Source organism: Bacillus cereus group sp. N14 (assembly GCF_016483555.1).
Lineage (GTDB): Bacteria > Bacillota > Bacilli > Bacillales > Bacillaceae_G > Bacillus_A > Bacillus_A wiedmannii.
The window spans coordinates 1-24,607 of sequence record NZ_JAEHBQ010000012.1 but is presented as its reverse complement, the minus strand read 5'-3'; the positions used below and the strand labels follow the sequence as shown (position 1 = coordinate 24,607).

The following is a 24,607-nucleotide window of genomic DNA, read 5'->3' as shown; positions in this document are numbered from 1 at the left end:
TAAACATCCCCTTCTCCTTATCCAAATATTTATAAAGACAACTGTTTAATGCTTTTTACCACTGTAATCGTAAGTTACCATTACTATCAAAAGTACCTTTGTGTGTATCTTCTTGATAGTCATTATTCTCATTAGCATAATGCTCAGAGTATAGTCCTTTTGCACCAAAGGCGTTATATGCACCATTACTCACAGTTGCGTTTAATGCTCTTCCAGATTCATGGGATCCTAATTTGTCTGAAGCGCTTTCAATATATGAATTATTTCCATTTGATTTAATAAAAGAAATTGCTACTGAACAACGAGATGCATTTTGATTCATAGTAGTTTGAGCTCTGTAGGATAGTAGGTTACCGCTTTTGTGACCGCTTAGAGTTGGATAGAATGCACTTGTTGAGATTGATGTTGCTAATATTACTAAAGTCGTAATTGAAAAAACTTTTCCTTTCATTAACAATCACCTCATAAATTTAATAGTTTAGTAGCGCTACATCATCATAATATCCTTCAAATAAATTCTCCTCAATAAGAAACCCGATGTTTTACAAACTCTTTAAACACTTAAACATTAATACATTTTTAAAAAGTAACGTATAAGCAGCAATATAAAAAGGCTGCGGAGAAAATCTTCTCCACAGCCTCATACTTATTTTTGTAAAAACGACTGTAAATCTGCAAACTGTCTCTTTGCATCTTCATAGCCTTGCTCATATAGATTTTGTAGTTTTGCTGTATCTTTTTCCATACGATCTACTTGAAGCGGCACTTCCGGACGAATAACAAATAAATTCCCAGCTTGTTCTTCTTTTTCAATGTAGTGAAGTGTTTCATTATACACTTCATAACGATTCAACATCGTGTTAACAAGGTTCGGATATTTTTTATAAGCTTTCGATGCAATCCAGCCAAATTTTGATTTTTTCTTCGCATAACCATGGTTTCTCGTCAAGATAACGACTGACTTTTCAAACCCATCTTCCTGTGCTTTACGAACTGGAATCGGATCAGAAATCCCGCCATCTAACAATTGCTTACCTCGGTAATTTACTACTGGTGCAATGAAAGGTAATGAACTAGATGCTTGTAATAAATTTAGTGCATCATCATTCGTTCCTTCTTTTTCAAAATAAATAGACCTTCCTGTTTCACAATCCGTCGTCCCTACAAGGAAACGCTCTGGGCTATTAAAGTATGTTTCAAAATCAAACGGTACATGCTTTTCTGGAATCTCATGAAAAATGAAATCCATATCAAATAGCTGACGTTTTCTCCATAAGTTTTTATATGATAAATATTGTGGGTGTGATGCATAATCAATATTGACCGTTTTATTTCTATTTCTTTGTCTGGAAAGATACGACGCTGCATGACAAGCACCAGCTGATACACCGATTACATATGGAAAATATAAATCTTGTTCCATAAAGTATTCTAATATCCCACCCGTATATACACCACGCATACCGCCGCCTTCTAATACTAACCCCGTATTTTCAAGCATGTTATTCTCTCCTCTTTATATATTGACTCTTTAATTATTCACCATGTTAAGTATCTTTTTCTATTATATATGAGTTCTTTTAGAAATTATATTCAAAAGTCTTGAAATGAAGGAGTTTTTTCTTCCAATTATATTTCCAAATGACCGGAGACATCCTTTATAAACCTTTGAATAAAATCTTGCTCTTCTTTCGTATATCCATCTAAAAGTAACAGCCACTTTTCTTCAGCTTGTTTATGCAATTTATCATGAGCTTTATATATTTCATTTCCGCTTTCCGTTAAGCGGAAGAAAATTTCTTTTTGATTATCTAACATTTGCATCTTCTCAACGAATTGCTTTTGAAACAACTTTGTACAAATTTTAGAGATTGCCCCCTTCGTCATTCCCATTTCTGTCGTAATAGCAGTTACATTCATCAAAGCATTTTTTCCGATACACTCGATCACATGTAGTTCAGATAAAGACATACCATTTATACCTGTTTCACGAAGAAACTTCTCATTTTGCCCTTTCAAATGTTCTTCTTTTTTATGCAAAAGTGTACGAATGTCCGAAAGTATTTCCACTTGTTTCATTGTACGTTCCAATCCGTTCGCCCCCTAGGTTTCCAAAGAAACAATTTAACTATATACCATTTTAAAATCATTTTTTCATATTTACAAGTGAGAAAATTATGTTAAAATGAATTTAGTTTCCGAGGAAACTAAATTATAAGGAGGTTAACATGATGAAAAAATCCAAACTAAATTTCATTTTATATGTTGTCTGTATGAGTGCCTTACTCGGTTCCTTCGCTCAAAATATTTACACACCTATTTTGCCTATGATTCAAGATTCTTTTCACACTTCTCTTTATCTTATAAATTTAACAGTTTCACTTTTCACATTCGTTCTTGCAATTATGCAGCTCATATATGGACCTTTAATTGATACAAAAGGGAGAAAATCTATCCTTATCCCTAGTTTAATCATTAGTACAATTGGTTCAATCGGATGTGCTTTTTCGGCGAACATTTATTTATTTCTATTTTTTAGAACTGTTCAAGCTATAGGAATAGCGGCTATACCTGTAGTCGCAGCAACAATTATAGGCGATTTATTTGAAGGAAAAGAACGCGGAGAAGCAATGAGCCTTTATCAAATGTTACTTGCTCTCGCACCTGCGATTGGCCCTCTCATTGGTGGTTATCTCGGCAGTATAAATGGCCACGTATCCGTATTTCTGTTTTTATCTACACTTGGCATTCTCTTATTAATTATAAACATTTCACTACTTCCAGAAACAAAACCAACTGTAATTAAGCAACCGCAAGCAAAAAAGAAGTACTGGTTTATCTTAAAAAATAAAACTGGATTTTCTATTACTCTTATTGGCTTCATTCAATTTTGTATTTACTTTTGCTTCCTCGTTTTTTTACCGAGTATTTTAACAAATTTATTTCACTTAACTATAAGTAAAATTGGTCTTATATTTGTACCAATGTCCCTTTCCATCATGTTAGGAAGTTATTGCTACAAGTTTTTGCAAAAACGCCTCACGACAAAGCAAGCTTTATTCACTACTAGTTTCTTCAATATTATATGTGTCACTTTATTCTCTTTCACATATAGCATCAACATCCCATTCATCATTATCGGCACCTCTTTATACGGTTTTAGCATGGGACTTTCTATGCCAACTCACACTACTTTATTAACGGAAGAATTCGTACAAGAACGCGCAACAGCCATCGGTATGTACAACTTCATCCGCTATCTCGGTATGGGCACAGGGCCACTTGTAGGTGGATTTCTTGTATTTAATCAAAATTACTTTTGGATTTTCTTCCTAGGTGCAATTACATTTCTATTTATCATTTTATGCGCAATGAAAATGATATGTTTTCAGGCTGTACAAAAAGCAAAATAGAGACCTATAGATGGTCTCTATTCTAAACTCTTTGATCTGCAACGATATGAATATCAATATACTTCGTTTCTCTCATAATTTCATTTACAATTGAACCTTTTCGTATTTCTTCCCAACGTGTTCTTGCCGATTGTCCGAGTAAAATTTGTGTTACTTGTAGTCTTTTCGCGACTTCAATAATAACATCCGCTGGCTTTCTTCCTTTTGCCTCTTCTAAAACAAAACTCGCATCAAATTGATTCGTTAGCAACTTCCACTCTTCAATCGTTTGCTTTTTCCCTGCTGAAAGGGACTCTATATTTTCTCTTTCAACATTTAATACATACAATTCAGCGTTTAACCGATCCGCCATGCGCCATCCCCGTCTTATTAATTTCTCTGCTGTTGAACTGTATTGTACACAAACAAGAATTTTTTCTTTCACACCAATCGGTTCTATAACGGTTTGGCTAATTTTCTCATCCATATCATCTGCAACTTCACGAAGCGATAATTCCCTTAGTGCTCCTAAATTATTAAGCGTAAAGAAGTTTTGTAAGCTTTGCTCTATTTTTTCTTCCTTATATATCTTCCCGTCTATTAATCTCTTCCTTAATACTTCCGGCGTTGCATCAACAAGCTGAATTTCATTTGCTTTTTGCAAAATAAAATCTGGAATACGTTCTCGCACTTTAACATTCGTAATTTGAGCTACAATATCATGAACGCTTTCTAAATGTTGAATATTAAACGCTGATAATACAGATATACCAGCATCTAGCAATTCCTGTACATCCATATAACGTTTCTTATTTTTCGACCCGGGAATATTACTATGCGCAAGTTCATCCACAACAACAATTTGTGGTGCACGTTTTATAATTCCTTCCACATCGAGTTCATAAAATACTTTCCCTTTATAATCAATTTCTTTTAAAGGAACTTTTTCTAAATCAGCAATTGCGTCTTCCGTTTCTTTTCTCCCGTGTGTTTCAATTAAACCAATTACAATATCCATACCATCTTTTTGCATTTCTCTTGCATCAAATAGCATTTTATAACTTTTCCCTACTCCTGGAGCCGCTCCTACATATAGCTTTAACTTTCCTCGATTTTGCTGACGAATATATTCTAAATACTCTTCTGGTGTTCGCCTTTGAAAAGTTGGTTTATAGTCATCCGCATACAAAACACTCACAACCTTTCTTTCAAAACAACGCTACCTCAATCCGTTAGATTGAGGTAGCACTGTTACTATTTCATTAGTTTCTGTAATTCTACATTTAACTTTAAGACGTTCACACGATCTTCTCCAAATAAACCAAGTGCAGCACCTTCCGTTTGATTTTTAATCAATTGATCTAGCGTTTCTTTCGGGATTTTCGTTAATTTCGAAATGCGCTCTACCTGTACGGAAGCTGCCTTCGGACTAATGTCAGGATCAAGCCCTGAACCTGAATTTGTCACTAAATCGATCGGCACTTCTGTAACTGGAACAGCCCGGTTTTGTTTCTTCCAGTCTTCCATACTTTTCTCTACTCGTTTCTCTAAATCTGGATTAGACGGTGCATAGTTATTTGAACCAGATGCTTCTGCTTTATATTCAATACTAGAGACACGCCCATGAAAATAACGTGGATCTGTGAAATTTTGGCCAATTAACTTAGAACCAATCACTTCATTTTTATCATTATATATTAGACTTCCATCCGCATTCTCCTTCATTACTGCTTGTGCAATACCAGTAACAATAAGCGGATATACAAGTCCGCACAACACTAAAAATGTAAAAGTAATACGGACAATCGGTGATAGTATACTTTGTTTCTTCGCCATCTTTTTCCCCTCTTCCTTATATAAACAAGCCGACAATTATATCGATTACTTTAATTCCAATGAACGGTACAATAACTCCGCCAAGCCCATAAATAAATAGGTTTCGGCCAAGTAGTGCATTCGAACTCATCGGTTTATATGCAATACCTTTCATCGCTAACGGAATGAGTAACGGAATAATAACAGCATTAAATATTAGTGCTGATAAAATCGCTGACAGTGGTGATGTTAGTTTCATAATGTTTAATGCTTCCATTTGCGGAATCGCAAGTGTAAACATCGCTGGAATGATTGCAAAATATTTTGCGATATCATTCGCAATACTAAACGTCGTTAACGCACCACGCGTCATTAACAATTGCTTACCGATTCCTACAACCTCAATAATTTTTGTCGGGTTCGAATCTAAATCAATCATATTCGCTGCTTCTTTCGCAGCTGTCGTACCACTATTCATTGCTAATCCAACGTCAGCCTGCGCTAGTGCCGGCGCATCATTTGTACCATCACCTGTCATCGCTACAAGTTTCCCTTTATCTTGCTCTGCTTTAATAACCGCAATTTTATCTTCTGGTTTACACTCAGCAACGAATTCATCTACCCCTGCTTCTTTTGCAATTGTCGCTGCTGTTAATGGGTTATCGCCTGTACACATAACTGTTTTAATCCCCATTTGACGCAATTGTTCAAAACGCTCACGCATACCAGGTTTTACTGTATCCTTTAAATAAATTAAACCGTAAATACGATTATCCACTGCAACTACAAGTGGTGTCCCGCCCTCTTTTGAAATGAAATCTGCTTTTTGATTTACATCTTTCGGAATCGTTCCACCTTGTGACTGAACCCATTCAATAACGCTACCTACAGCACCTTTCCTCACTTTCGTTCCGTCCTGTAAATCAACACCACTCATTCTCGTTTCTGCTTTAAATGGAACAAATTCACCTTGTTCTGCAATTTCTCGATTATATGATATAGACTTCGTTTTTACATATTCTATAACTGATCGACCTTCTGGTGTTTCATCTAAAACTGAACTAATCGCAGCCCATTTTCCTACTTGCTCAATCGTTTCATTTCCTACAGGAAGTAATGTATGTGCCATTCGGTTCCCGAAAGTAATCGTACCTGTTTTATCTAAAATAATTGTATTAATATCACCTGCAGCTTCTACTGCTTTACCCGACATCGCTAACACATTGAACTTTGTCACCCGGTCCATCCCAGCAATACCAATTGCTGATAACAACCCACCAATTGTCGTTGGAATTAAACAAACTAACAATGCGACAAGTACAGCTGTATCAATTTGAAACCCTAAATAGTTTGTAAAGATCGGCAACGTCACAACAACGATTAAGAAAATAAGCGTTAAGCTCGTTAATACTGTATTTAAAGCAATTTCATTCGGCGTTTTTTGACGAGCAGCGCCTTCTACTAACGAAATCATTTTATCAATAAATGATTCACCAGGATTACTCGTAATGACAATTGTAATCTCATCACTTACGACCATCGTTCCGCCTGTTACGGAACAAAAATCACCGCCCGCTTCTTTTATTACAGGAGCTGATTCACCTGTAATCGCAGATTCATCTACAGAAGCTAACCCTTTCATTACTTCACCATCACTTGGGATCATCTCACCTTGCTTTACAATAACAACGTCACCTTTTCTCAAATCAGTTGCTGAAACTTGAACAATGTCCCCATTTTCTTTCACCACATTTGCAAACACATCTTTCTTCGACTGTTTTAAAGAATCGGCTTGCGCTTTCCCCCGCCCTTCTGCTAACGCCTCTGCAAAGTTAGCAAATAAAACTGTAAATAAGAGAATGAGAGAAACTGTTATATTAAACCACCCTGGTACACTACTAGCACTACTTGGAAGAAACGATAAAATGAACGTAATGATAAATCCAATTTCCACAACGAACATAATCGGATTCTTTATCATGACTTTCGGATTCAATTTCGCAAAAGATTGTTTCATCGCATGTGTTACGATATCACGATCCATCGTTTTCGCTTGTCTAACCTCATCTTCTATAGCATGTATTTGTGACTGATTTACTTGTTTTTCTTTTACTACTACCGGTCTCATCATTTACCCTCCATTACTTCAATGTAAGAAATTCTGCAATTGGGCCAAGTACTAACATCGGGAAGAATGTTAACGCACCGACAATTACAATCGTTCCGATGAAGATGCCACCAAATAAACCATTATCTGTACGGAACGTTCCGACTGTTTCTGGTACTACCGTCTTCTCTTTCAATGAAGCTGCCACAGCTAACATCGTAATTAAACTGAAATAGCGTCCTAAAAACATAACTAAACCAGTTGTAATATTCCAAAACGGTGTATTATCTGCTAAACCTTCAAATCCAGATCCGTTATTCGCAGCTGACGATGTGTATTCATATACAACTTGCGTTAAACCGTGGAAACCGGAATGTGAGATAGCATCTGTTCCTAAACTTGTTGAAAGAGCTAATGCTGAAAATCCTAAAATAAGCAATGGATGGAATAAAATCGTTACCGCAATTAATTTCATTTCCTTACCTTCAATTTTCTTACCTAAAAACTCCGGTGTCCGTCCAACCATTAAGCCAGATATAAATACTGCAATAATGGCATACATAATAATGTTTACAAAACCTGCTCCAACACCGCCATATACTGTGTTTAACATCATATTTACGAGTGGAACTAGACCGCCAATTGGTGTTAATGTATCATGCATCGTATTAACAGCCCCTGTTTCAGCAGCTGTCGTTACAGTCGCATAAAGAGAAGAAAATACTGTTCCAAATCGGACTTCTTTTCCTTCTGTACTTCCTTGTACATGTTCGATACCCATTCCATTTAACGCTGGATTTCCATGTAATTCCGATGTCGTAATCGTTATAAATCCAAGTAAAAACACCATAAATAGTGATACGAAAAGGATACGACCTTGTTTTTTATTCCCTACCATTCGTCCGTACGTAAATGGAAGTGCTGTTGGCAATAGCATCATAAGCATCATTTGCAAAATATTACTCATTTGTCCTGGATTTTCAAAAGGATGTGTAGAGTTTGCTCCGAAAAATCCACCGCCGTTATTTCCGAGTTCCTTAATGGACACGAATGATGCAACAGGCCCACGTAATATACTTTGCTTTGCCCCATCGATTGTTTGTGCTGTAACGGCCCCGTCTAACGTTTGTGGTACACCAAGTGCGACAAAGACTAGTGCCGCAATAAATGCGATAGGAAGAAATACTCTCGTTAGTGCTCTCGTAAAATCAACGAAAAAGTTACCGAGTTCCTTCCCAGCAAGCCCTCTTATAAACGCCATTACAAGTGCTAACGTCGTTGCTGGTGCTGCAAACATTAAAAATGTAATTCCGATTAATTGTGATAAATAAGATAAACCATTTTCACCGCTATAATGCTGTAAGTTTGTATCAGCCATAAAACTAATTGCTGTATTAAAAGCAAGCGTAGGCTCCATCCCTTCAATGTGTGCTGGATTTAATGGCAATACTCCTTGTAGTCTGAAAATGAAATATACGACAACAATCATAAATCCATTTAATAAAACTAATGACAATGCGTACTGTTTCCACGTTTGATTGTATTCTTTTACACCCGTAATTTTAAAAATAAGTTTTTCAAAAGGCCCGAATACTTTATCTAACTTTTTACTACCTTGAAAGGCTTTCTCTAAATAAATCCCCATTGGCTTTGCCACAAGAATAAACAACAGCATGGTAATAACAACTGCGACCCAAATCATAATGAATGATTCCCCCTAATTAAAACTTTTCTGGATTTAATAATGCATACACTAAGTACACCGTAATTGCTGCAACAATAACTGATAAGGCAACCGTCATGATTGCTTCCCTTCTTTCACAACTTTATCTGACCAACTTGCAAGACTTACCATCGATGCGACTAACACAACAAAAATCCCGATCATTACAACATCTAACATAGCCACTCCTCTTTCCTGTAAAAATTTACCATTAAATTATCAAAAAAAGAACACTAAGCTCTACTTAGTGTTCGAAATGAACAACACAAAGTAAACCTCCTCTCTAAACGCTTACGAGGTTAGCTGTCGGATTCGGGCCTAAAGAGTAGCCCTACTTTCAAAACTGAAAGATTCACCCCAAGTGACGATGCACAAAATTGGTTCCCCCGCTCCATTTCTGGAACTCAGCGATTTTAGGTTTTTTTGGAAATTTTATGAATGATTTATGAGAGTAAATATACTCCTCTATATTTAACTTGTAAAGAGGGAAATTACTGAAAATAAGAAAATATCCATCTATTTAAACGCTTACATTGAGTGTTATTAATATGATTTCATCTGTTTTCTCGTCTTTTCTTTCTTTTTCACAGAAATAACCTTTTAAATACGAAATAAAAAGAGCGAATGACATGAAGTGCATAGCTTGTTGCACTCAGCATTCGCTCTTTTTCATTCACTATTTATTCTCCTCGTAAAAAAGTACGTAAATTTCTCCCACGAATATAAACTTGTGCTAATTCTACATGTAACTGTTCATATTCGTTAATATCCGTCTCTAAATATAAATTATCCTTTGATGGTAATATAATATATGGCCGTGGAAACAGAGGATCAATCTGGATCAATTCTTGAACTCGCTCTACTGATACCGCCCAACGGTTCGCTATATCTCCTAGTAACAACACTTTCATCTTCTTCTCCTCCGCCCTATTCAAAAAATAAAAAAGAAATATTATCACAATTCGTAAACACAACAAATGTAGCTCCAATTGTTTCATAGAGCCTCGCTGGATATCGTTTATTCCTTGTAACAACAGTAATAGGTGCTTGAACAGAATAGCGAATGTGTTCTGTGAAGAAACTAATGATTGGAAGCTCATCCCCTAGTAAAATCACCTTCTTAATACACTCACAAATACTAGTAAAATCTTGCGCCTTACTACAGCTATAAGTCCAATCAAACCCACAATCCCTAACTTCAGCCGCTATCTCTTCATTTGCTGTAAAAATAATTAACTCATGTTGAAATGCAACTAAATCTCTTAAACTATTTACCTTACTTTCTCCTCCAACACAAATAAGTGTTAGTTCCATGTACCTCATCCTCCTTAGCATAAAAGAACTCAAACATAGATTGATATTCTCCTATACTAATCAGATCGATGAAGTGATGTATCCATCATGGCACCGTCCCCTCTCAAGACGCTTACGAAGTTAGCTGTCGGATTCGGACTTTGAGAGTAGCCCTACTTTCAAAATTGAAAGATTCACCCCGAGTGACAATGCACAAATTGGTTCCTCCGCTCCATACAATTGGACTCAGCGTATTACAAAAAATGTATTCCGGCTGATATATTACTCCTGTAATTGGAAAAAGTAAACAGAAAAAAAGCCAGTTACAAAACTGACTTTCCCCTTACTTATACACGCGTTTTATTCACTTTATATGCAAAATGATTCGTCGGCCCATGACCACTTCCAATATTCAAAGGCTCTTCAATTGCTATACTAATAAATCGTTTAGCTTCTTGAACTGCCTGTTCAATCGAGTATCCTTTCGCAAGTCCTGCTGTAACCGCTGAAGCAAATGTACACCCGCTTCCGTGCGTTTGCTTTGAAGGAATTCGTTCACTTCTAAATTCGATAAACGTTTTCCCATCAAAGAGTAAATCAATTACTTCATTACCTTGATACTCTGCATGGCCGCCCTTCATAAGTACGTATTTCGCACCTAATTCATGCAGTACTTTCGCAGCTTCCTTACTATCTTCAACATTATGAATTTCCATCCCAGTTAACACTTCTGCTTCAGGAACATTCGGCGTTACAACTGTTGCTACTGGTAATAAATATTCCTTTAATGCTTGTACTGCTTCTTGTTGTAATAATGATGCACCGCCCTTAGCAATCATAACAGGATCTAGTACAATATTATTCCACCCAAATTTATTAATATGTTCTGCTACAATTTGAATAATTTCACTGCTAAATAACATTCCTAGTTTCACAGCATCTGGTGTTAAATCCGTACCAATTGAATTCAGCTGTTCCGTAATACCTTCTAACGGAACTGGATATACCCCTTGAACGCCCAGCGTATTTTGAGCAGTAATTGCCGTAATAGCCGTCATCCCATACACACCAAGCTCTTGGAATGTTTTTAAATCTGCTTGAATGCCGGCACCGCCTCCACTATCAGATCCTGCAATTGTTAAAGCTTTATTTACTTTCATCCCACTCATCCTTTTCTATCCAAAATAGCGATGATAAATTGTTTTTGCTTCGCTTATATCTTTCGTTCCATGTACGAGTACACGTCCATCTTTGAAAGCAACTAATCTCTTTTCTTCAACTGAAAATGATAATAAATATGGATTTACATTTAAATCATTTACGCGATCTTTCAGCAGCTCTTTGTATCGTTCAAAATCCATTTCTTCTTTATGAGGTGGCCTAATTTGAACTGTATTTCTCCCGCATAAAACTGCTGTTTTCGATGTGTTTTCTTTATTTAAATACGGGTATATCGCACTCTCTCCGCACGAAGGACAATTATGCTTACGAAGCTTTTGCACATTCATACATGAATATTCATTCTTCCACACATCAAACGACACAAGTCCATCTCGAAGTGATTCATAATCTTCCACTAACAATTTAAGAGCTTCCGTTACTTGATGAGAAACGACGAGAGATACAGCAGGTGATATAATGCCCGCTGTATCACATGTCGCCCCGCCAAGCGGAATCGATTGTAATAAACAAGATAAACATGGCGTTTTACTAGGGAGAATTGTGTAAGAAAGGCCGTAACTCCCTACACATGCTCCGTAAATCCATGGAATAGAATGTTTTTGCGCTATATCATTCACAATAAAACGTGTTTCGAAATTATCAGTTGCATCAATCATTACATCTACGTTTGTAACAAGCTCTTCTAATTCCTCAGCTGTTACATCTTGAACGAGAGCCTCTACTCTTACTTCACGATTGATCTCTGCTAGACGTTTTTTTGCCGCTACAGCCTTCGGAAGATTATTTTCTACATCACTCTCTGCGTACAATTGTTGCCTTTGTAAATTACTCCAATCGACATAATCTCGGTCAACAATCGTTACTGTGCCAACACCTGCTCTTACAAACATCTCTGCATTTGCACTACCTAATGCACCTGCACCGATAATGAGTACATGCTTTTCTCTTATCTTTCGTTGCCCATCTTCTCCAATTGGAGAAAATAATTCTTGGCGAGAATATCGATTATTCAACTACGCTCATTCCTTCTAAAGGACTGCTTGCTGTTGCACAACGTTTACGTGCAATACGCCCCGCTTCAAATCCTAATCGTCCTGCTTCAATACTTAATTTCATTGCTTGTGCCATTTTTATTGGATCTTTTGCTCCCGATACAGCCGTATTTAATAACACACCATCCGCTCCTAATTCCATCGCAAATGCCGCATCAGCTGGGCTACCGATACCAGCGTCAACGATAACTGGCACTGTCGCTTGTTCAATAATGAAACTTAAATTTAATGGATTTACAATACCAAGCCCTGAACCGATTGGTGATGCTCCTGGCATAATTGCATGCACACCTAGTTCTTGTAATTTACGTGCTAATACAACATCATCAGATGTATACGGAAGAACGATAAATCCTTCCTCTAGTAACATTTCAGATGCCTTTAACGTTTCTACTGGATCAGGTAATAACGTTCTATCATCACCAATAACTTCTACTTTGATCATATCGCAAAGCCCCGAAGCTTTTGCTAATTTTGCAATACGAACAGCTTCTTCAGCATTTTTTGCTCCAGCTGTATTCGGTAATAACTTATATTTTTTCACATCAAGTTTCTCTAATAAATTAGGCTGCTTTGCATCAAATATATCCATACGACGTACTGCGAACGTTAAAACCTCAGCCTCAGATACATCAATTGCCTTTTGCTGTACATCAAAATCAGGGAATTTCCCTGTTCCTAATAAAAGTCTAGAATGAAATGAAAATGGTCCAATGTTTAACATAATCAACCGCCTCCTACGAAAGTTACAATCTCAATTTGGTCTCCATCAAAAACAGATGTATCTGTATGATCATCTTTTTGTAAAATATCTTTATTACGCTCTACTACTACAATTCTGTTATCTAACTCTAAATGTGTAAGTAGCTCAGCCACTGTTTTTACACTCTCTGGCACTTCCATTTGATTACCATTAATTTTTAAATTCAAACTTCCATCCCCTTTCTAAACCGGTTTAGAAAGCAATGAATCTAGCAAGTGATTCTCCTGCTTTCCTTCTATTAAATCAGCCATATACTGACCAGAAACCGGGCTTAATAAAATGCCATTTCGATAATGTCCAGTACAAGCATATAAACCTTTTATTTCTTCATGCTCTCCCATATAAGGAGCTTCATGATTTGATTGTGGCCTTAATCCTGCCCATGTGCTTTCCCACTCTGCTTCTTTTAAAGCTGGCAATATTGTATAAGCACGCTCTAATATAGAAGTAATACTTTCTGGTTGCACTGTTTTATTAAACGTATGAGGCTTCATCGTTGCTCCAATTACGTAACGTCCACCACGCTTTGGGGCAATGTAAAATCTTTCTTGGAAAATAGGCGCCTTTAAAAGTGGTTTTCTACTTCTTACCGCTACTACTTCTCCTTTAACTGGATATGTACCCCATTCGCGGTGAAAATAACCTAGTAACTTCGTGCTCCATGAACCACCCGCAATCACAACCTTCTCGCACGCGATAATACCTTCGCCTGTAACAATCCCAGTCACTTTATTATTTTCAATACGAATATCAAACACTTCTGTCTGTTCATATATATCAGCACCCGAGAATGACGCGGAATGTGCGAATGCTTTCGTAAGCTCTGGTGCAATAACATGACCGTCTTTTGGATAATATACAGCACCTATAATTGACTCAGATAGAAACGGCTCTTTCTCTCGTAAAAGGTCGCCTGTTAGAAAATAAGAATCTTCACCTGTTTTCTGCTGCCAATCCATAATGTGAAGAATTCTTTCCTTCTCATCTTCATTTTGGGCAATGCGATAAATGCCTTTCTCTTCATACCCAATATCGATGCCTGTTTTTTCACGTAAAACTTCTGCAAGTTGTGGAAATATAGCACGGCTTTCTCTAGCAAGTTCAAATAGTGGGTCATACGCATCCCATTCTGCCTGAACCCCAAGTAAACCAGCGGCTGCTTTCGAGGCTTCAGATGCAATTCTTTGCTTCTCTACAATCGCTACTTTATGTCCTCTTTCTGCTAGAAAATGTGCAACTGAACTACCAATTACACCTCCGCCAATAATCGCTACATCATACTTCTTACACATGTTTTTCCGCCCACTTTCTTATTGATTCCTTATAAGATTTTGCTTTGCTATATGGATTACTACTACTTATAATCCCAGACATAACAGCAATACCACTGACACCGTTAGTAAGAACATCCCCGGTGTTTTCCGTGGTGATTCCTCCAATTGCTGTAATCGGTATGGATAAACACTTTGCAATGTCTGAAACTTCTTCAAGCCCTCTCGCTGGCACACCTTTTTTACAATCTGTCGGAAATACATGACCATAGACGAGTGAATCCGCTCCATTCTTAAATGCATCGATTGCCTCTTCTAAGGAATGCACAGAATAACCGACATGCAAATAAGAAAACTTTTCTTTCACTGACCTTACATTTGCGCTTCGATATCCTAGCTGCACGCGCGGAATGTTTAATAAAATAGCAATATCAATTCGATCATTTATCACTATTTTCGATGCCGTAAAGCCTTTCTTCAAAAGACTTTCCACACCTTCATACAATTCCTTCGTACTTTTCTCACGTTCACGAATATGCAAATAATCAATCTCACTTTCAATTTGCATCGCTACATTCACTAACTCTTCGAATGACATGTGACCATTTGAGATTACATGAAGCTCATTTTTCATATTCATTCGCCTACTTTAAAATGTTTTCGAATAATTCCTCAGCCGGAATGATTTCTTTCGTCATTCCTTTATCTTTCAGCCATTTATTTTGTTTCTCCCATGACTCTTTTGAATCCGATAAGAATGGCTCATCTTTCGTTTCCATCTTCTCTAATAAAATTTTCATACTTTCTTTTTCAACTTCTGGTACAAGCGGGAAGTTTTCTTTTTCTTGATGATTTAATAAAATATTTAATGCTTCATCCGGATTTTTCTTCATGAAATCATAGCCTTTTTTCGTACCACGTAAGAAGGCTTGCAACGCTTCTTTATCTTTTTTCAACGTTTTATCACCTGTTACCAATACAAGCTCATGATAGTTTGGTACACCGTAATCAGCTGGATTAAAGTATGCTGGTTCATGACCTTCATGACGCATAACAGGTACTTCATGGTTAATATATGCCCCTGTTACCGCATCCACTTTTTTCGTAATTAGTGCCGGTACTAAATCAAAGCCAACATCGACTACTTTCACTGTATCTGGATTACCACCAGCTTCTTTTACCATCGTTTTTAAATACATCTCACTTAAAGGTGTTCCAGAATAGCCAACTGTTTTCCCCTCTAAATCTTTTGGCGATTGAATACCTGCTGATTTCAGCGATACAACATGATTTAATGGTGAACGTACGATAGCTCCAATTGATTTCACTGGAATTTGTTCATTTGCTTTTGCCATGACAACGTCTGGCTGATAATATAAGCCAACCGTTACTTTTCCTGCAGCTGCTAAAGTTAATGGGTCAGTCGGATTGGAAGGGAATTTAATATTCACCTTTACTCCTTCTTCTTTAAAGTAGCCTTTTTCAATCGCCGCATAAATAAAGCTATGTACCGCATTTGGGTACCAATCAAGCATGACCGTTATTTCTTTTTCTTTTTTATTCTTATCTGATGCAGAATTACTAGAACATCCAGTAATCATTGCAACTAATAATGTCAACACAAAGATGCGTTTTAAAAATTTCATGAATACTTCCTCCAACTAATAAATTTCTTTTCTAATACTGAGATAAGTATGACGAAGAAAATAGCTAATAATGATAACAATACAATGGGTGCAAATACACCTGCTCCGTCTAACTGCGTCATCATTCTTTTACTGAAATATCCAAGCCCAGCTTGTGCACCGAGCCATTCACCGATTGCTGCCCCAATTACACTAAGCGGAACTGCAATTTTTAAAGCTGAGAAAAAATAAGGAAGAGCAGACGGCAATTTTAATTTAAGAAAAACATCTTTTTTCGTTGCCCCATACGTAACTAATAGCTCCTCCCATTCTTTTTTCGTACTGCGTAGTCCATCATACGTATTGACCGCAATTGGGAAAAACGTAATTAAAACAGTAACAACAACCTTACTCCAGATCGTATATCCAAACCATAAAACAAAGAGCGGAGCAAGCGCTGTAATCGGAATCGTTTGTGAGGCAACTAATAGTGGATAAAATGCTCTCTCCATCCAATTACTCGCATTCATTAACATCGCTAGCCCTACCCCAAGTACGATAGAAATAGCCACCCCTATTAAAACGACGTATAAGGTTGCCGGCAAATGAACCGTAAATAATATATCTTTTAGTTTCCAGATCTTCATCACAATTGCAGACGGTGACGGTAAAATGTACATTTCGTCTACGATTCTTGCGCCTACTTCCCAAAAGGCAAGTAAAATACTAGTAAGTGTAAGGGCAGGTAATAGCTCCTTCAACCGGTTCATCATACGAGTACCTGCCTTTGTAACATACTAAGAAGCTCATCTTTAAGCGCTAACACTTCAGGCTTATATAAATCTTTTCTTGTTCGATTACGATCAAGTGGTACGACCCTCTCGGTTAAAGTAGTTATCGGTTGCTGCTCTACTACTAAAATTCGATTAGAAAGAAACAACGCTTCTTCCACATCATGAGTGATAAATAAAATTGTTTTTTCCCACTCTTTCCATTGTTCAAACAGCCATTCTTGCAAAGATGCCTTCGTTAAAGCGTCCAACGCGCTAAACGGTTCATCTAACAACAATATCTCCCCGCCTGTTAATAAAGTTCGAATAAAAGATACGCGTTGTCTCATACCACCAGATAAATCTTTCGGATATTTTGTCTCATACCCTTGTAAGCCAAATTTATGTAACAGTTCCTTTGCCTTTATTTGTGCTTCTTTCTTCTGTACACCTTGGCACTCTAGCGGTAGGGCAGCATTCTCAATAATCGTTCTCCATGGCAGGAGCATATCTTTTTGGGGCATATACCCTACAGGATGGCTCTTTATTTCTGTCAGCTCTATCTGTCCCGTACTTGCTTCTTCTAAACCTGTAATAAGGCGAAATAGAGTACTTTTGCCGCATCCACTCGGTCCAATAATACTTACAAACTCTTTATCTTGTATAGAAGCATTTAATTCATTGATGATTGGTTTCTCATCATAATGAAAAGAAACATTATGAAACTGTAGTATGTTCTTGCTCCTCAAATCCCCACATCTCCTTACGATAGGACATATCCCAGAATAAATATTCAAATCGACTGGAATATAGGAATATCTCCTCTAATCGATCTAGCTCTTTGTCAGACTTTCCAACTGCCATTTCATTTAATAAATCGATTAACCAAATACAAAGGCTACCGTATTCTTCCGAACTATATCCTTGAATCCACTCACCAAAGAACTCATGATCTCTTGCTCCAGGAATATCGTTTAAACGCTTTCCAATTTCCCAGTAGCTCCACATACATGGAAGAAGTGCTGCTATTAATTCCGCAAGTGTGCCATTTTGAGATACAGACATCATGTAATTTGTATAAGCTAAATTTTTAGCAGATGGTTTTGCAGATTCTATCTCCTCTATAGAAATACCAAGTCTTTTTGCATATTGTTTATGGATCGTCATTTCTCCATTTAATATGCCATCAATTTGTTCAGCAAATTTCCCCATTACTTGTGGATTCGTTGCTTTTACAACACCAATCGCATATAGCTTTGCATAATCTAACAAATATAAATAATCTTGAATAATATAATACTGAAACTTATCTTTTTCTAATGTGCCATCTCCCATACCTACTACAAACGGATGATTATGACTCATCTCCCAAACTGGTTGTACAGTTTCTAATAATCTATCGCAAAATTTCATTTCGCTATCCCCTTTCAATTTATATATCTAAATAAAAAACCACTTCTAAATAAGAAGTGGTTACAGCAAATAAAATTATAATTTATTCGTTGCTCCACTTCCCTTCGCTAGTATTACCTAGATCAGGTCTGTAAGGGTTAAGGATTATTCCTCTCTCAGCACAACAAGCACCCCTAGTGGTTTCAATATGAAATTTTCAAACAAAAAAGCCCCGTTTCTATACGCAAAGAAACGGGGACTCATTATTAGTGTCCGTATTGCTTCCCTACGCTAGCATAATCTAGATCAGGTAATGAAAAGGATCAAAGGCTTACGGCCTACTCTCAGCTGGCAACACCAGCTCTCCTAGCAAACTATGAAATTAACACTGTCAGTATAACACCGTAATAAGACATCATCAACTATTTTAATTTTCTCAATTGTCAACAAAATAACAAAACTATATAATACTTATATTCTATGTTAGAAATTATTATCCTAATTAATTGGATAAAAAGGAATCATTATCCTCAAAAAATTTATTTTTATATTGATTTCATATTACATTTATGTGAATACACCCACTATATTATATCTTTATACTATAATAAAATTACAACTATACAACTAGAGGAGGTCTCTATTATATGAATATGAAAGCTACTGCTTTAACAGCAACTACTGTCGCAATTGCCTCTTTACTTCCTTCTATGGGAGAAACAAATGTACAAACAGCCAACGCTGAACAATTATCTAATGTGAAAACTGGATATGTCAAAGTCGATCAAGTAGCCTTACATACAAAAGATAACGCAAATAGCTCATCAATTGATACAATTCGCTTTAATACGAAAGTAAACATACTTGAAACAACTAATGGCTGGTATAAAGTATCTGTTAATAATAAAGTAGGTTACGTACAAAAAGATGCTATTCTACTAAAAAACAAACTCCAATCTAATAATCAATACATCGTTAATGCCAATGCATTAAACGTTCGTTCTGAACCTAATTTAGAATCTTCAATTTTAGATGTATTACCAAATGGAAAATTCGTTACCATTCAAGAAGAACAAGGCGAGTGGTATAAAATTTTACATAATGGCAAAACAGGTTACGTACAAAAAGCATTCGTGTCTAATGGTTCACAACCTTTAGTAAAAGGCATCACAGTTCAAAATAATACGAAATACACAGTTGCAACACCTAAACTTAATGTACGTGGCAACGCTAGTACAAGTAGTGCACTACTTGGTTCATTACAAAATGGTACACAAATACAAGTAGTGGAAACTGTAGGAACTTGGTATAAAATTCGTTTTGGCACAGGATACGGATACGTAGCAAAACATTATGTGATGCAAAATCAATCACAAGCTCAAACGGCTCAAACTACTTCCATTCCAGCAGTTTTCAAATTCCCTACTCAAGGAAGAATTAGCTCAACCTTTGATATACGCTGGGAACAAATGCATTATGGTATAGATATTGCAGCTCAAGGTAATGTCTCTATCCAGGCGGCGGCTGCAGGTAAAGTTGTGAAATCATATTATTCAGCTAGCTATGGCAATGTTGTGTTCATCGCCCATCAAATAAACGGGAAATTATATACGACAGTCTATGCTCACATGAAAGATCGCACTGTACAAGCTGGTGATCAAGTACAAGCTGGACAATTAGTAGGTCATATGGGCAACACAGGTCATTCATACGGGCAACATCTTCATTTTGAGTTACACAATGGAGAATGGAATTTTGAAAAAACAAATGCAGTAAACCCACTGCCATATTTAGTTAGGTAAATTGTATGCAACGCAATATCAATATACCTCTCTTAATTGAATATTTAGCCTTTTTAGGTTTAATCTGTTGTTTAATCATTTACAATACAAACACTGTATTTTTATCTATTATCATTGCTTTTGTGGCTTTAGAAATTATGATGGAATCCTTTCAAGTACAACTAAAACAAAAAATTGCCCATATATATAATGCCATCTTTCTATTAAGTGCCCTAATAACAAATATTATTAGTATTGGTTTTTATTTATCTACCGTATTTCCTGTATTCTTTATGGCTGTTTTATTATTCATAGCTAGATACATTCATGTCCCTACTAACAAAAAACACGAACAAAAAGCTTAGAAAGAGGAGACACTGTGTACCGATCTTTCAAAGATAATCCGCTAAAATATATATTGAATTTATACACAAAAATAAATACTTTTTTTGGTATACAAGGAAGTAATACGGCACAATTTCTCCTTTATGGAATGTTATTTCTCGTCTTAATTGCGTTCTCCTTGCTTTACTAATAAAAAAAGGATCTCACATAAACTTGAGATCCTTTTTAATTTATATAAATTTTTTATATAGAAAATGCTTTTTATCCACAAGCATATTTTTCATAAATAAAGCTAAGATTATATTTTTTCTCTAAGCTCATTCTTTGTTCATCATCACACCAATAGAACAGAATATCATGAATTGTTGCATAACGCTTATTTTTAAGAAATAGTTTAAAGAATGATGGTAAACAATCATGTAATTGTATAAATATATAATTGCGTAATATTTCTTCTTTATATTCAATGCCCTTACAAATATACAGCAATTCTTCACAATAATATGCATGTTGTGGAACTTGAATCATTTCGAAAAATGGCACATATGATAATAACTTCCCGATAAAATGATCATATCGATCCATTATTCCTATCGTCATATGCTCCATCATTTCTTTCATTACATATAAATAATCATCTACATGAGTAGTTTTCAATGGGTCTAATCGATCTGAAATTTGAGAAAGTACAGCTCTTTGACAAGCTAACACCGCTTGACTAGGTCCATAATATGATAGGAAGTCTGTACACTTATGATATTTTCGTAATAAGTCATGTGTGTATAAGTCATACACAAACGTATTACAATACATCGCTAGGCTCATCATATCACTATTTAATTGCTCTTTTGATAGTAATTTAGCTCTCTTACACATATAAAAGAATGTAAATTCTAATACTTCTTTATGAGATAATAGATGTTTACAATCCGTTATACATTTCTCATTAAATTTAACCCTATCCCAAATTTCTACATCCCCATCAGTCAATTCACCAATACGATATTTAATAATTAAATAGTTTAAAGCAACCGCTTGCGTCAAAAGATCCCACGTTTCATATTCCAATGAAGTGTGAACAAACTCAGCAAGTCCCTGAGTTATCATAAAAGTATTTGCTTCTTTATACCAACCAATCTCTTGGCATAAGCGAAGAATACGTACTAGAGTTGGAATTTCATCTTTATGAAACTGCGGCAAATTCTTTACTTTATCCATTCCATATACGATAAATGCCGCTAAATTTTCTTCTTTATAAAATTCTTTTTCTTTCCACACTAATATAGTTCGTTCTTTCCCTTCGCCTTTTGGATGACAAGGTACAAGCAAAGAAAATAATTCAGCGAAATTATTTGGTTCTATATATGTATCTGTAACCAAATTCCAATTTGGATCGCGCTGTACAGCCCTCATATAATTCCCCTTCCCTTTTGTCTACATAGGAAATATTAATCCATTATCACATCATTAACGATGAATATTGTTATATTCGAAATCTTTCATAATGCTTATATCTATCAGTATATCATTTTTTCTCTTATTAAAAATTAAGAATGACAAATTCAAAAAAAAATGTCGAAATTACTAACCATATATTTATTATATAATGTCTCAGATACATCATGCTAACATATTAGTTTAATCCATATATACTAGAATAATGCATCTGATTTTTATACGTAACTTATCCCACTAATAAAAATCTCTCTTCATTCCGTATGCTCCGAGATTTCACTTAAAGCGAATCCCGCTTGATCATCTGCCAATTCTCTTATAGCTAAATCACCTAGTGCTAGCATCCCAACGAGTTGACCACCCTCAACTACTGGTAATCGTCTAATTTGATACTGTGCCATTAACTCTGTAGCTTTTTCAATAGAATCATCTGGAGAAACTGAAACAATGTTTGTTGTCATTACATTTGTAATTTTATTAGATCCAGGATGTTTCTCAGCAATCCCACGAACAACTAAATCTCGGTCCGTAACAAGCCCAACAACTTGCTCATTTTCAACAACTGGAATCAATCCAATCGATTCTTCTTTCATCTTTACAGCAGCCTCATATACATTGTCTAGCGGTGTGCAATGTACAACATGAGTACTCATAAAGTCTCTCACTCGTGTCATTTTTGTCTCCTCCTTTTTATACATACCATAGCTTTTCCTAAATCCCTTTATTTATTTCAGGAAAATCAGTTGATAAAGGAGGATTCCACAAAATAAAAAAGAGCCAGCATATTGCTGACTCTTTTTTTATGACCCGTACGGGATTCGAACCCGTGTTACCGCCGTGAAAGGGCGGTGTCTTAACCACTTGACCAACGGGCCATGGCTCCGCAGGTAGGACTCGAACCTACGACCGATCGGTTAACAGCCGATAGCTCTACCACTGAGCTACTGCGGAATAATATATGGTGGGCCTAAATGGACTCGAACCATCGACCTCACGCTTATCAGGCGTGCGCTCTAACCAGCTGAGCTATAGGCCCATACACTTTTACAGGGGCAGTAGGAATCGAACCCACACTGGAGGTTTTGGAGACCTCAGTTCTACCTTTAAACTATGCCCCTAAAGGATGCCGACTAGAGGACTTGAACCCCCAACCTACTGATTACAAGTCAGTTGCTCTACCAATTGAGCTAAGTCGGCATAAAAAAATGGTGGCTCGGGACGGAATCGAACCGCCGACACGAGGATTTTCAGTCCTCTGCTCTACCGACTGAGCTACCGAGCCAACATAAATGGCGGTCCCGACCGGGGTCGAACCGGCGATCTCCTGCGTGACAGGCAGGCATGTTAACCACTACACCACGGGACCATTTGGTTGCGGGGACAGGATTTGAACCTGCGACCTTCGGGTTATGAGCCCGACGAGCTACCGTGCTGCTCCACCCCGCGACAATATAATGTTTTTTAAAAAAATGGAGGAGGTAGAGGGATTCGAACCCCCGCGCGACTCTCGCCGCCTGTCGGTTTTCAAGACCGATCCCTTCAGCCGAACTTGGGTATACCTCCGAGATATAAAGCTTTAGTGGTGGACCTTGTAGGACTCGAACCTACGACCGGACGGTTATGAGCCGTCTGCTCTAACCAGCTGAGCTAAAGGTCCTTTATGGTAGCGGCGGAGGGGATCGAACCCCCGACCTCACGGGTATGAACCGTACGCTCTAGCCAGCTGAGCTACACCGCCATAAAAGATATTAAAATAAGTGGAGCCTAGCGGGATCGAACCGCTGACCTCCTGCGTGCAAGGCAGGCGCTCTCCCAGCTGAGCTAAGGCCCCGTGTTTTTGGAAAATCGGGAAGACAGGATTTGAACCTGCGACCCCCTGGTCCCAAACCAGGTGCTCTACCAAGCTGAGCCACTTCCCGTTAATAAAAGCGCGCCCGAGAGGAGTCGAACCCCTAACCTCTTGATCCGTAGTCAAACGCTCTATCCAATTGAGCTACGGGCGCATATGGTGCCGAGGGCGGGGGTCGAACCCGCACGGTGGTCACCCACCGCAGGATTTTAAGTCCTGTGCGTCTGCCTGTTCCGCCACCCCGGCATGTCATATTGAAAATTGGAGCGGAAGACGGGATTCGAACCCGCGACCCCAACCTTGGCAAGGTTGTATTCTACCACTGAACTACTTCCGCAAGACATGTTTGAGTTATTTTATTAAAAGTGCGGGTGAAGGGAGTCGAACCCCCACGCCAAAGGCGCTAGATCCTAAGTCTAGTGCGTCTGCCAATTCCGCCACACCCGCATATTAATTATTCAAAGAAAAATGGGGCGACTGATGGGAATCGAACCCACGAATGCCGGAGCCACAATCCGGTGCGTTAACCACTTCGCCACAACCGCCATGATTTTCTGGTGCCGACTAGAGGACTTGAACCCCCAACCTACTGATTACAAGTCAGTTGCTCTACCAATTGAGCTAAGTCGGCTAAATGGTGGAGGATGACGGGATCGAACCGCCGACCCCCTGCTTGTAAGGCAGGTGCTCTCCCAGCTGAGCTAATCCTCCATTTGCCTGGCAACGTCCTACTCTCACAGGGACAAGGTCCCAACTACCATCGGCGCTAGAGAGCTTAACTTCCGTGTTCGG

At 37.4% G+C, this 24,607-nt stretch carries 26 protein-coding genes, 20 tRNA genes, 1 rRNA gene and 4 riboswitches; of the genes, 3 read left to right on the top strand and 44 right to left on the bottom strand.

The features are described from left to right. Nucleotides 1-55: 55 nt before the first annotated feature. From JDS82_RS17565 to JDS82_RS17555, 3 genes are all read right to left on the bottom strand, one after another. Complete coding sequence (locus JDS82_RS17565; RefSeq protein ID WP_048562505.1) at nt 56-451, bottom strand: hypothetical protein; 396 nt, start codon at nt 449-451, stop codon at nt 56-58. Between the two features lie 195 nt (nt 452-646). Beyond that, entirely contained in the window at nt 647-1,501 is an 855-nt protein-coding gene (locus tag JDS82_RS17560; protein ID WP_000892701.1) for a patatin-like phospholipase family protein, read from the bottom strand. 128 nt (nt 1,502-1,629) lie between these two features. Further along, the gene (locus tag JDS82_RS17555) at nt 1,630-2,079 is read right to left on the bottom strand and encodes a MarR family transcriptional regulator (protein ID WP_370512824.1); all 450 of its coding nucleotides are present in this window, start codon (nt 2,077-2,079) and stop codon (nt 1,630-1,632) included. 152 nt (nt 2,080-2,231) lie between these two features. Between JDS82_RS17555 and JDS82_RS17550 the strand changes: the two genes are divergently transcribed. Further along, nucleotides 2,232-3,413, top strand: a complete 1,182-nt coding sequence (locus tag JDS82_RS17550) for an MFS transporter (RefSeq protein ID WP_061672602.1) — start codon at nt 2,232-2,234, stop codon at nt 3,411-3,413. Between the two features lie 22 nt (nt 3,414-3,435). Here the strand turns inward: JDS82_RS17550 and kdpDN are convergent, their stop codons facing one another. The 18 genes from kdpDN to tenA form a co-directional block, all read right to left on the bottom strand. Beyond that, entirely contained in the window at nt 3,436-4,590 is a 1,155-nt protein-coding gene (gene kdpDN / locus JDS82_RS17545) for a KdpD-like non-kinase potassium sensor (RefSeq protein WP_199713641.1), read from the bottom strand. A 56-nt stretch (nt 4,591-4,646) separates the two neighbouring features. After that, nucleotides 4,647-5,228, bottom strand: coding sequence for a K(+)-transporting ATPase subunit C (kdpC, locus tag JDS82_RS17540; RefSeq protein ID WP_048567162.1), 582 nt, complete (start codon nt 5,226-5,228; stop codon nt 4,647-4,649). Between the two features lie 16 nt (nt 5,229-5,244). Further along, entirely contained in the window at nt 5,245-7,335 is a 2,091-nt protein-coding gene (kdpB, locus tag JDS82_RS17535; RefSeq protein ID WP_048567163.1) for a potassium-transporting ATPase subunit KdpB, read from the bottom strand. Nucleotides 7,336-7,348: 13 nt separating this feature from the next. Further along, nucleotides 7,349-9,016, bottom strand: a complete 1,668-nt coding sequence (gene kdpA, locus JDS82_RS17530; protein ID WP_199713640.1) for a potassium-transporting ATPase subunit KdpA — start codon at nt 9,014-9,016, stop codon at nt 7,349-7,351. Nucleotides 9,017-9,035: 19 nt separating this feature from the next. Continuing rightward, the gene (gene kdpF, locus JDS82_RS17525) at nt 9,036-9,116 is read right to left on the bottom strand and encodes a K(+)-transporting ATPase subunit F (RefSeq protein ID WP_000214976.1); all 81 of its coding nucleotides are present in this window, start codon (nt 9,114-9,116) and stop codon (nt 9,036-9,038) included. After that, nucleotides 9,113-9,217, bottom strand: a complete 105-nt coding sequence (locus JDS82_RS17520; RefSeq protein ID WP_000887892.1) for a SipW-dependent-type signal peptide-containing protein — start codon at nt 9,215-9,217, stop codon at nt 9,113-9,115. Before JDS82_RS17520 ends, kdpF begins: the two co-directional genes overlap by 4 nt. A gap of 94 nt (nt 9,218-9,311) precedes the next feature. Further along, nucleotides 9,312-9,457, bottom strand: a riboswitch (cyclic di-AMP (ydaO/yuaA leader). A gap of 260 nt (nt 9,458-9,717) precedes the next feature. Further along, entirely contained in the window at nt 9,718-9,948 is a 231-nt protein-coding gene (locus JDS82_RS17515) for a hypothetical protein (protein WP_048562512.1), read from the bottom strand. Nucleotides 9,949-9,964: 16 nt separating this feature from the next. Continuing rightward, the gene (locus JDS82_RS17510) at nt 9,965-10,351 is read right to left on the bottom strand and encodes a hypothetical protein (RefSeq protein WP_142950451.1); all 387 of its coding nucleotides are present in this window, start codon (nt 10,349-10,351) and stop codon (nt 9,965-9,967) included. A 93-nt stretch (nt 10,352-10,444) separates the two neighbouring features. Next, nucleotides 10,445-10,592, bottom strand: a riboswitch (cyclic di-AMP (ydaO/yuaA leader). An 85-nt stretch (nt 10,593-10,677) separates the two neighbouring features. Beyond that, nucleotides 10,678-11,499 (bottom strand): bifunctional hydroxymethylpyrimidine kinase/phosphomethylpyrimidine kinase, encoded by an 822-nt coding sequence (thiD, locus tag JDS82_RS17505; RefSeq protein WP_098058483.1) that lies wholly within the window; start codon nt 11,497-11,499, stop codon nt 10,678-10,680. A 6-nt stretch (nt 11,500-11,505) separates the two neighbouring features. Beyond that, complete coding sequence (thiF, locus tag JDS82_RS17500) at nt 11,506-12,525, bottom strand: thiazole biosynthesis adenylyltransferase ThiF (protein ID WP_001065412.1); 1,020 nt, start codon at nt 12,523-12,525, stop codon at nt 11,506-11,508. Then, on the bottom strand, nt 12,518-13,288 hold the full coding sequence (thiG, locus tag JDS82_RS17495) for a thiazole synthase (RefSeq protein ID WP_000931990.1): 771 nt from the start codon (nt 13,286-13,288) through the stop codon (nt 12,518-12,520). Before thiG ends, thiF begins: the two co-directional genes overlap by 8 nt. 2 nt (nt 13,289-13,290) lie before the next feature. After that, entirely contained in the window at nt 13,291-13,494 is a 204-nt protein-coding gene (gene thiS / locus JDS82_RS17490) for a sulfur carrier protein ThiS (RefSeq protein WP_001049512.1), read from the bottom strand. Nucleotides 13,495-13,509: 15 nt separating this feature from the next. Beyond that, complete coding sequence (gene thiO / locus JDS82_RS17485) at nt 13,510-14,619, bottom strand: glycine oxidase ThiO (RefSeq protein ID WP_000335192.1); 1,110 nt, start codon at nt 14,617-14,619, stop codon at nt 13,510-13,512. Next, nucleotides 14,612-15,232 (bottom strand): thiazole tautomerase TenI, encoded by a 621-nt coding sequence (gene tenI / locus JDS82_RS17480; protein WP_000787184.1) that lies wholly within the window; start codon nt 15,230-15,232, stop codon nt 14,612-14,614. Before tenI ends, thiO begins: the two co-directional genes overlap by 8 nt. A gap of 10 nt (nt 15,233-15,242) precedes the next feature. After that, complete coding sequence (locus JDS82_RS17475) at nt 15,243-16,244, bottom strand: ABC transporter substrate-binding protein (RefSeq protein WP_000670445.1); 1,002 nt, start codon at nt 16,242-16,244, stop codon at nt 15,243-15,245. After that, a complete protein-coding gene (locus tag JDS82_RS17470; RefSeq protein WP_199713685.1) occupies nt 16,241-16,993 on the bottom strand; it encodes an ABC transporter permease in 753 nt (250 codons plus the stop codon). The genes JDS82_RS17475 and JDS82_RS17470 overlap by 4 nt, the downstream gene beginning before the upstream one ends. Next, entirely contained in the window at nt 16,993-17,742 is a 750-nt protein-coding gene (locus tag JDS82_RS17465; protein ID WP_001256802.1) for an ABC transporter ATP-binding protein, read from the bottom strand. The genes JDS82_RS17470 and JDS82_RS17465 overlap by 1 nt, the downstream gene beginning before the upstream one ends. Continuing rightward, nucleotides 17,711-18,406: a thiaminase II gene (gene tenA, locus JDS82_RS17460; RefSeq protein ID WP_000666832.1), complete on the bottom strand. Its 696-nt coding sequence runs from the start codon at nt 18,404-18,406 to the stop codon at nt 17,711-17,713. Before tenA ends, JDS82_RS17465 begins: the two co-directional genes overlap by 32 nt. Before the next feature lie 82 nt (nt 18,407-18,488). After that, nucleotides 18,489-18,591, bottom strand: a riboswitch (TPP riboswitch). A gap of 60 nt (nt 18,592-18,651) precedes the next feature. Next, nucleotides 18,652-18,763: riboswitch (TPP riboswitch) on the bottom strand. A 269-nt stretch (nt 18,764-19,032) separates the two neighbouring features. Between tenA and JDS82_RS17455 the strand changes: the two genes are divergently transcribed. After that, on the top strand, nt 19,033-20,187 hold the full coding sequence (locus JDS82_RS17455) for an SH3 domain-containing protein (RefSeq protein ID WP_048545817.1): 1,155 nt from the start codon (nt 19,033-19,035) through the stop codon (nt 20,185-20,187). Between the two features lie 5 nt (nt 20,188-20,192). Continuing rightward, nucleotides 20,193-20,531 carry a hypothetical protein gene (locus JDS82_RS17450; protein ID WP_001189485.1) on the top strand — a complete coding sequence of 113 codons (339 nt, stop codon included), beginning with the start codon at nt 20,193-20,195 and terminating at the stop codon, nt 20,529-20,531. A 241-nt stretch (nt 20,532-20,772) separates the two neighbouring features. Here the strand turns inward: JDS82_RS17450 and JDS82_RS17445 are convergent, their stop codons facing one another. From JDS82_RS17445 to rrf, 23 genes are all read right to left on the bottom strand, one after another. Further along, nucleotides 20,773-21,924, bottom strand: coding sequence for a DUF3965 domain-containing protein (locus tag JDS82_RS17445; RefSeq protein ID WP_199713639.1), 1,152 nt, complete (start codon nt 21,922-21,924; stop codon nt 20,773-20,775). A gap of 296 nt (nt 21,925-22,220) precedes the next feature. Continuing rightward, entirely contained in the window at nt 22,221-22,640 is a 420-nt protein-coding gene (locus JDS82_RS17440; RefSeq protein WP_000199000.1) for a CBS domain-containing protein, read from the bottom strand. A 129-nt stretch (nt 22,641-22,769) separates the two neighbouring features. After that, nucleotides 22,770-22,841: transfer RNA gene (locus JDS82_RS17435), tRNA-Glu, on the bottom strand. A 1-nt stretch (nt 22,842) separates the two neighbouring features. Next, nucleotides 22,843-22,917 (bottom strand) — tRNA-Asn (locus JDS82_RS17430). An 8-nt stretch (nt 22,918-22,925) separates the two neighbouring features. Then, nucleotides 22,926-23,002: transfer RNA gene (locus tag JDS82_RS17425), tRNA-Ile, on the bottom strand. 11 nt (nt 23,003-23,013) lie between these two features. After that, nucleotides 23,014-23,084, bottom strand: a tRNA-Trp gene (locus JDS82_RS17420). A 6-nt stretch (nt 23,085-23,090) separates the two neighbouring features. Further along, nucleotides 23,091-23,163, bottom strand: a tRNA-Thr gene (locus JDS82_RS17415). Nucleotides 23,164-23,172: 9 nt separating this feature from the next. Further along, nucleotides 23,173-23,248 (bottom strand) — tRNA-Phe (locus JDS82_RS17410). Between the two features lie 8 nt (nt 23,249-23,256). Beyond that, nucleotides 23,257-23,332 (bottom strand) — tRNA-Asp (locus JDS82_RS17405). Nucleotides 23,333-23,335: 3 nt separating this feature from the next. After that, nucleotides 23,336-23,412 (bottom strand) — tRNA-Met (locus tag JDS82_RS17400). A gap of 24 nt (nt 23,413-23,436) precedes the next feature. Then, nucleotides 23,437-23,529 (bottom strand) — tRNA-Ser (locus JDS82_RS17395). 17 nt (nt 23,530-23,546) lie between these two features. Beyond that, nucleotides 23,547-23,623 (bottom strand) — tRNA-Ile (locus tag JDS82_RS17390). Between the two features lie 4 nt (nt 23,624-23,627). Beyond that, a tRNA-Met gene (locus JDS82_RS17385) sits at nt 23,628-23,704 on the bottom strand. A gap of 20 nt (nt 23,705-23,724) precedes the next feature. Continuing rightward, nucleotides 23,725-23,797: transfer RNA gene (locus tag JDS82_RS17380), tRNA-Ala, on the bottom strand. 14 nt (nt 23,798-23,811) lie between these two features. Next, nucleotides 23,812-23,885 (bottom strand) — tRNA-Pro (locus JDS82_RS17375). A 10-nt stretch (nt 23,886-23,895) separates the two neighbouring features. Next, nucleotides 23,896-23,969 (bottom strand) — tRNA-Arg (locus tag JDS82_RS17370). 3 nt (nt 23,970-23,972) lie between these two features. Then, nucleotides 23,973-24,061, bottom strand: a tRNA-Leu gene (locus tag JDS82_RS17365). 16 nt (nt 24,062-24,077) lie between these two features. Continuing rightward, nucleotides 24,078-24,152: transfer RNA gene (locus JDS82_RS17360), tRNA-Gly, on the bottom strand. Nucleotides 24,153-24,181: 29 nt separating this feature from the next. Further along, a tRNA-Leu gene (locus JDS82_RS17355) sits at nt 24,182-24,262 on the bottom strand. A gap of 22 nt (nt 24,263-24,284) precedes the next feature. Next, a tRNA-His gene (locus tag JDS82_RS17350) sits at nt 24,285-24,360 on the bottom strand. A 10-nt stretch (nt 24,361-24,370) separates the two neighbouring features. After that, nucleotides 24,371-24,446: transfer RNA gene (locus JDS82_RS17345), tRNA-Thr, on the bottom strand. Nucleotides 24,447-24,450: 4 nt separating this feature from the next. Next, nucleotides 24,451-24,526, bottom strand: a tRNA-Val gene (locus JDS82_RS17340). 4 nt (nt 24,527-24,530) lie between these two features. After that, nucleotides 24,531-24,607: ribosomal RNA gene (gene rrf / locus JDS82_RS30380) — 5S ribosomal RNA — on the bottom strand; the annotation flags it as partial.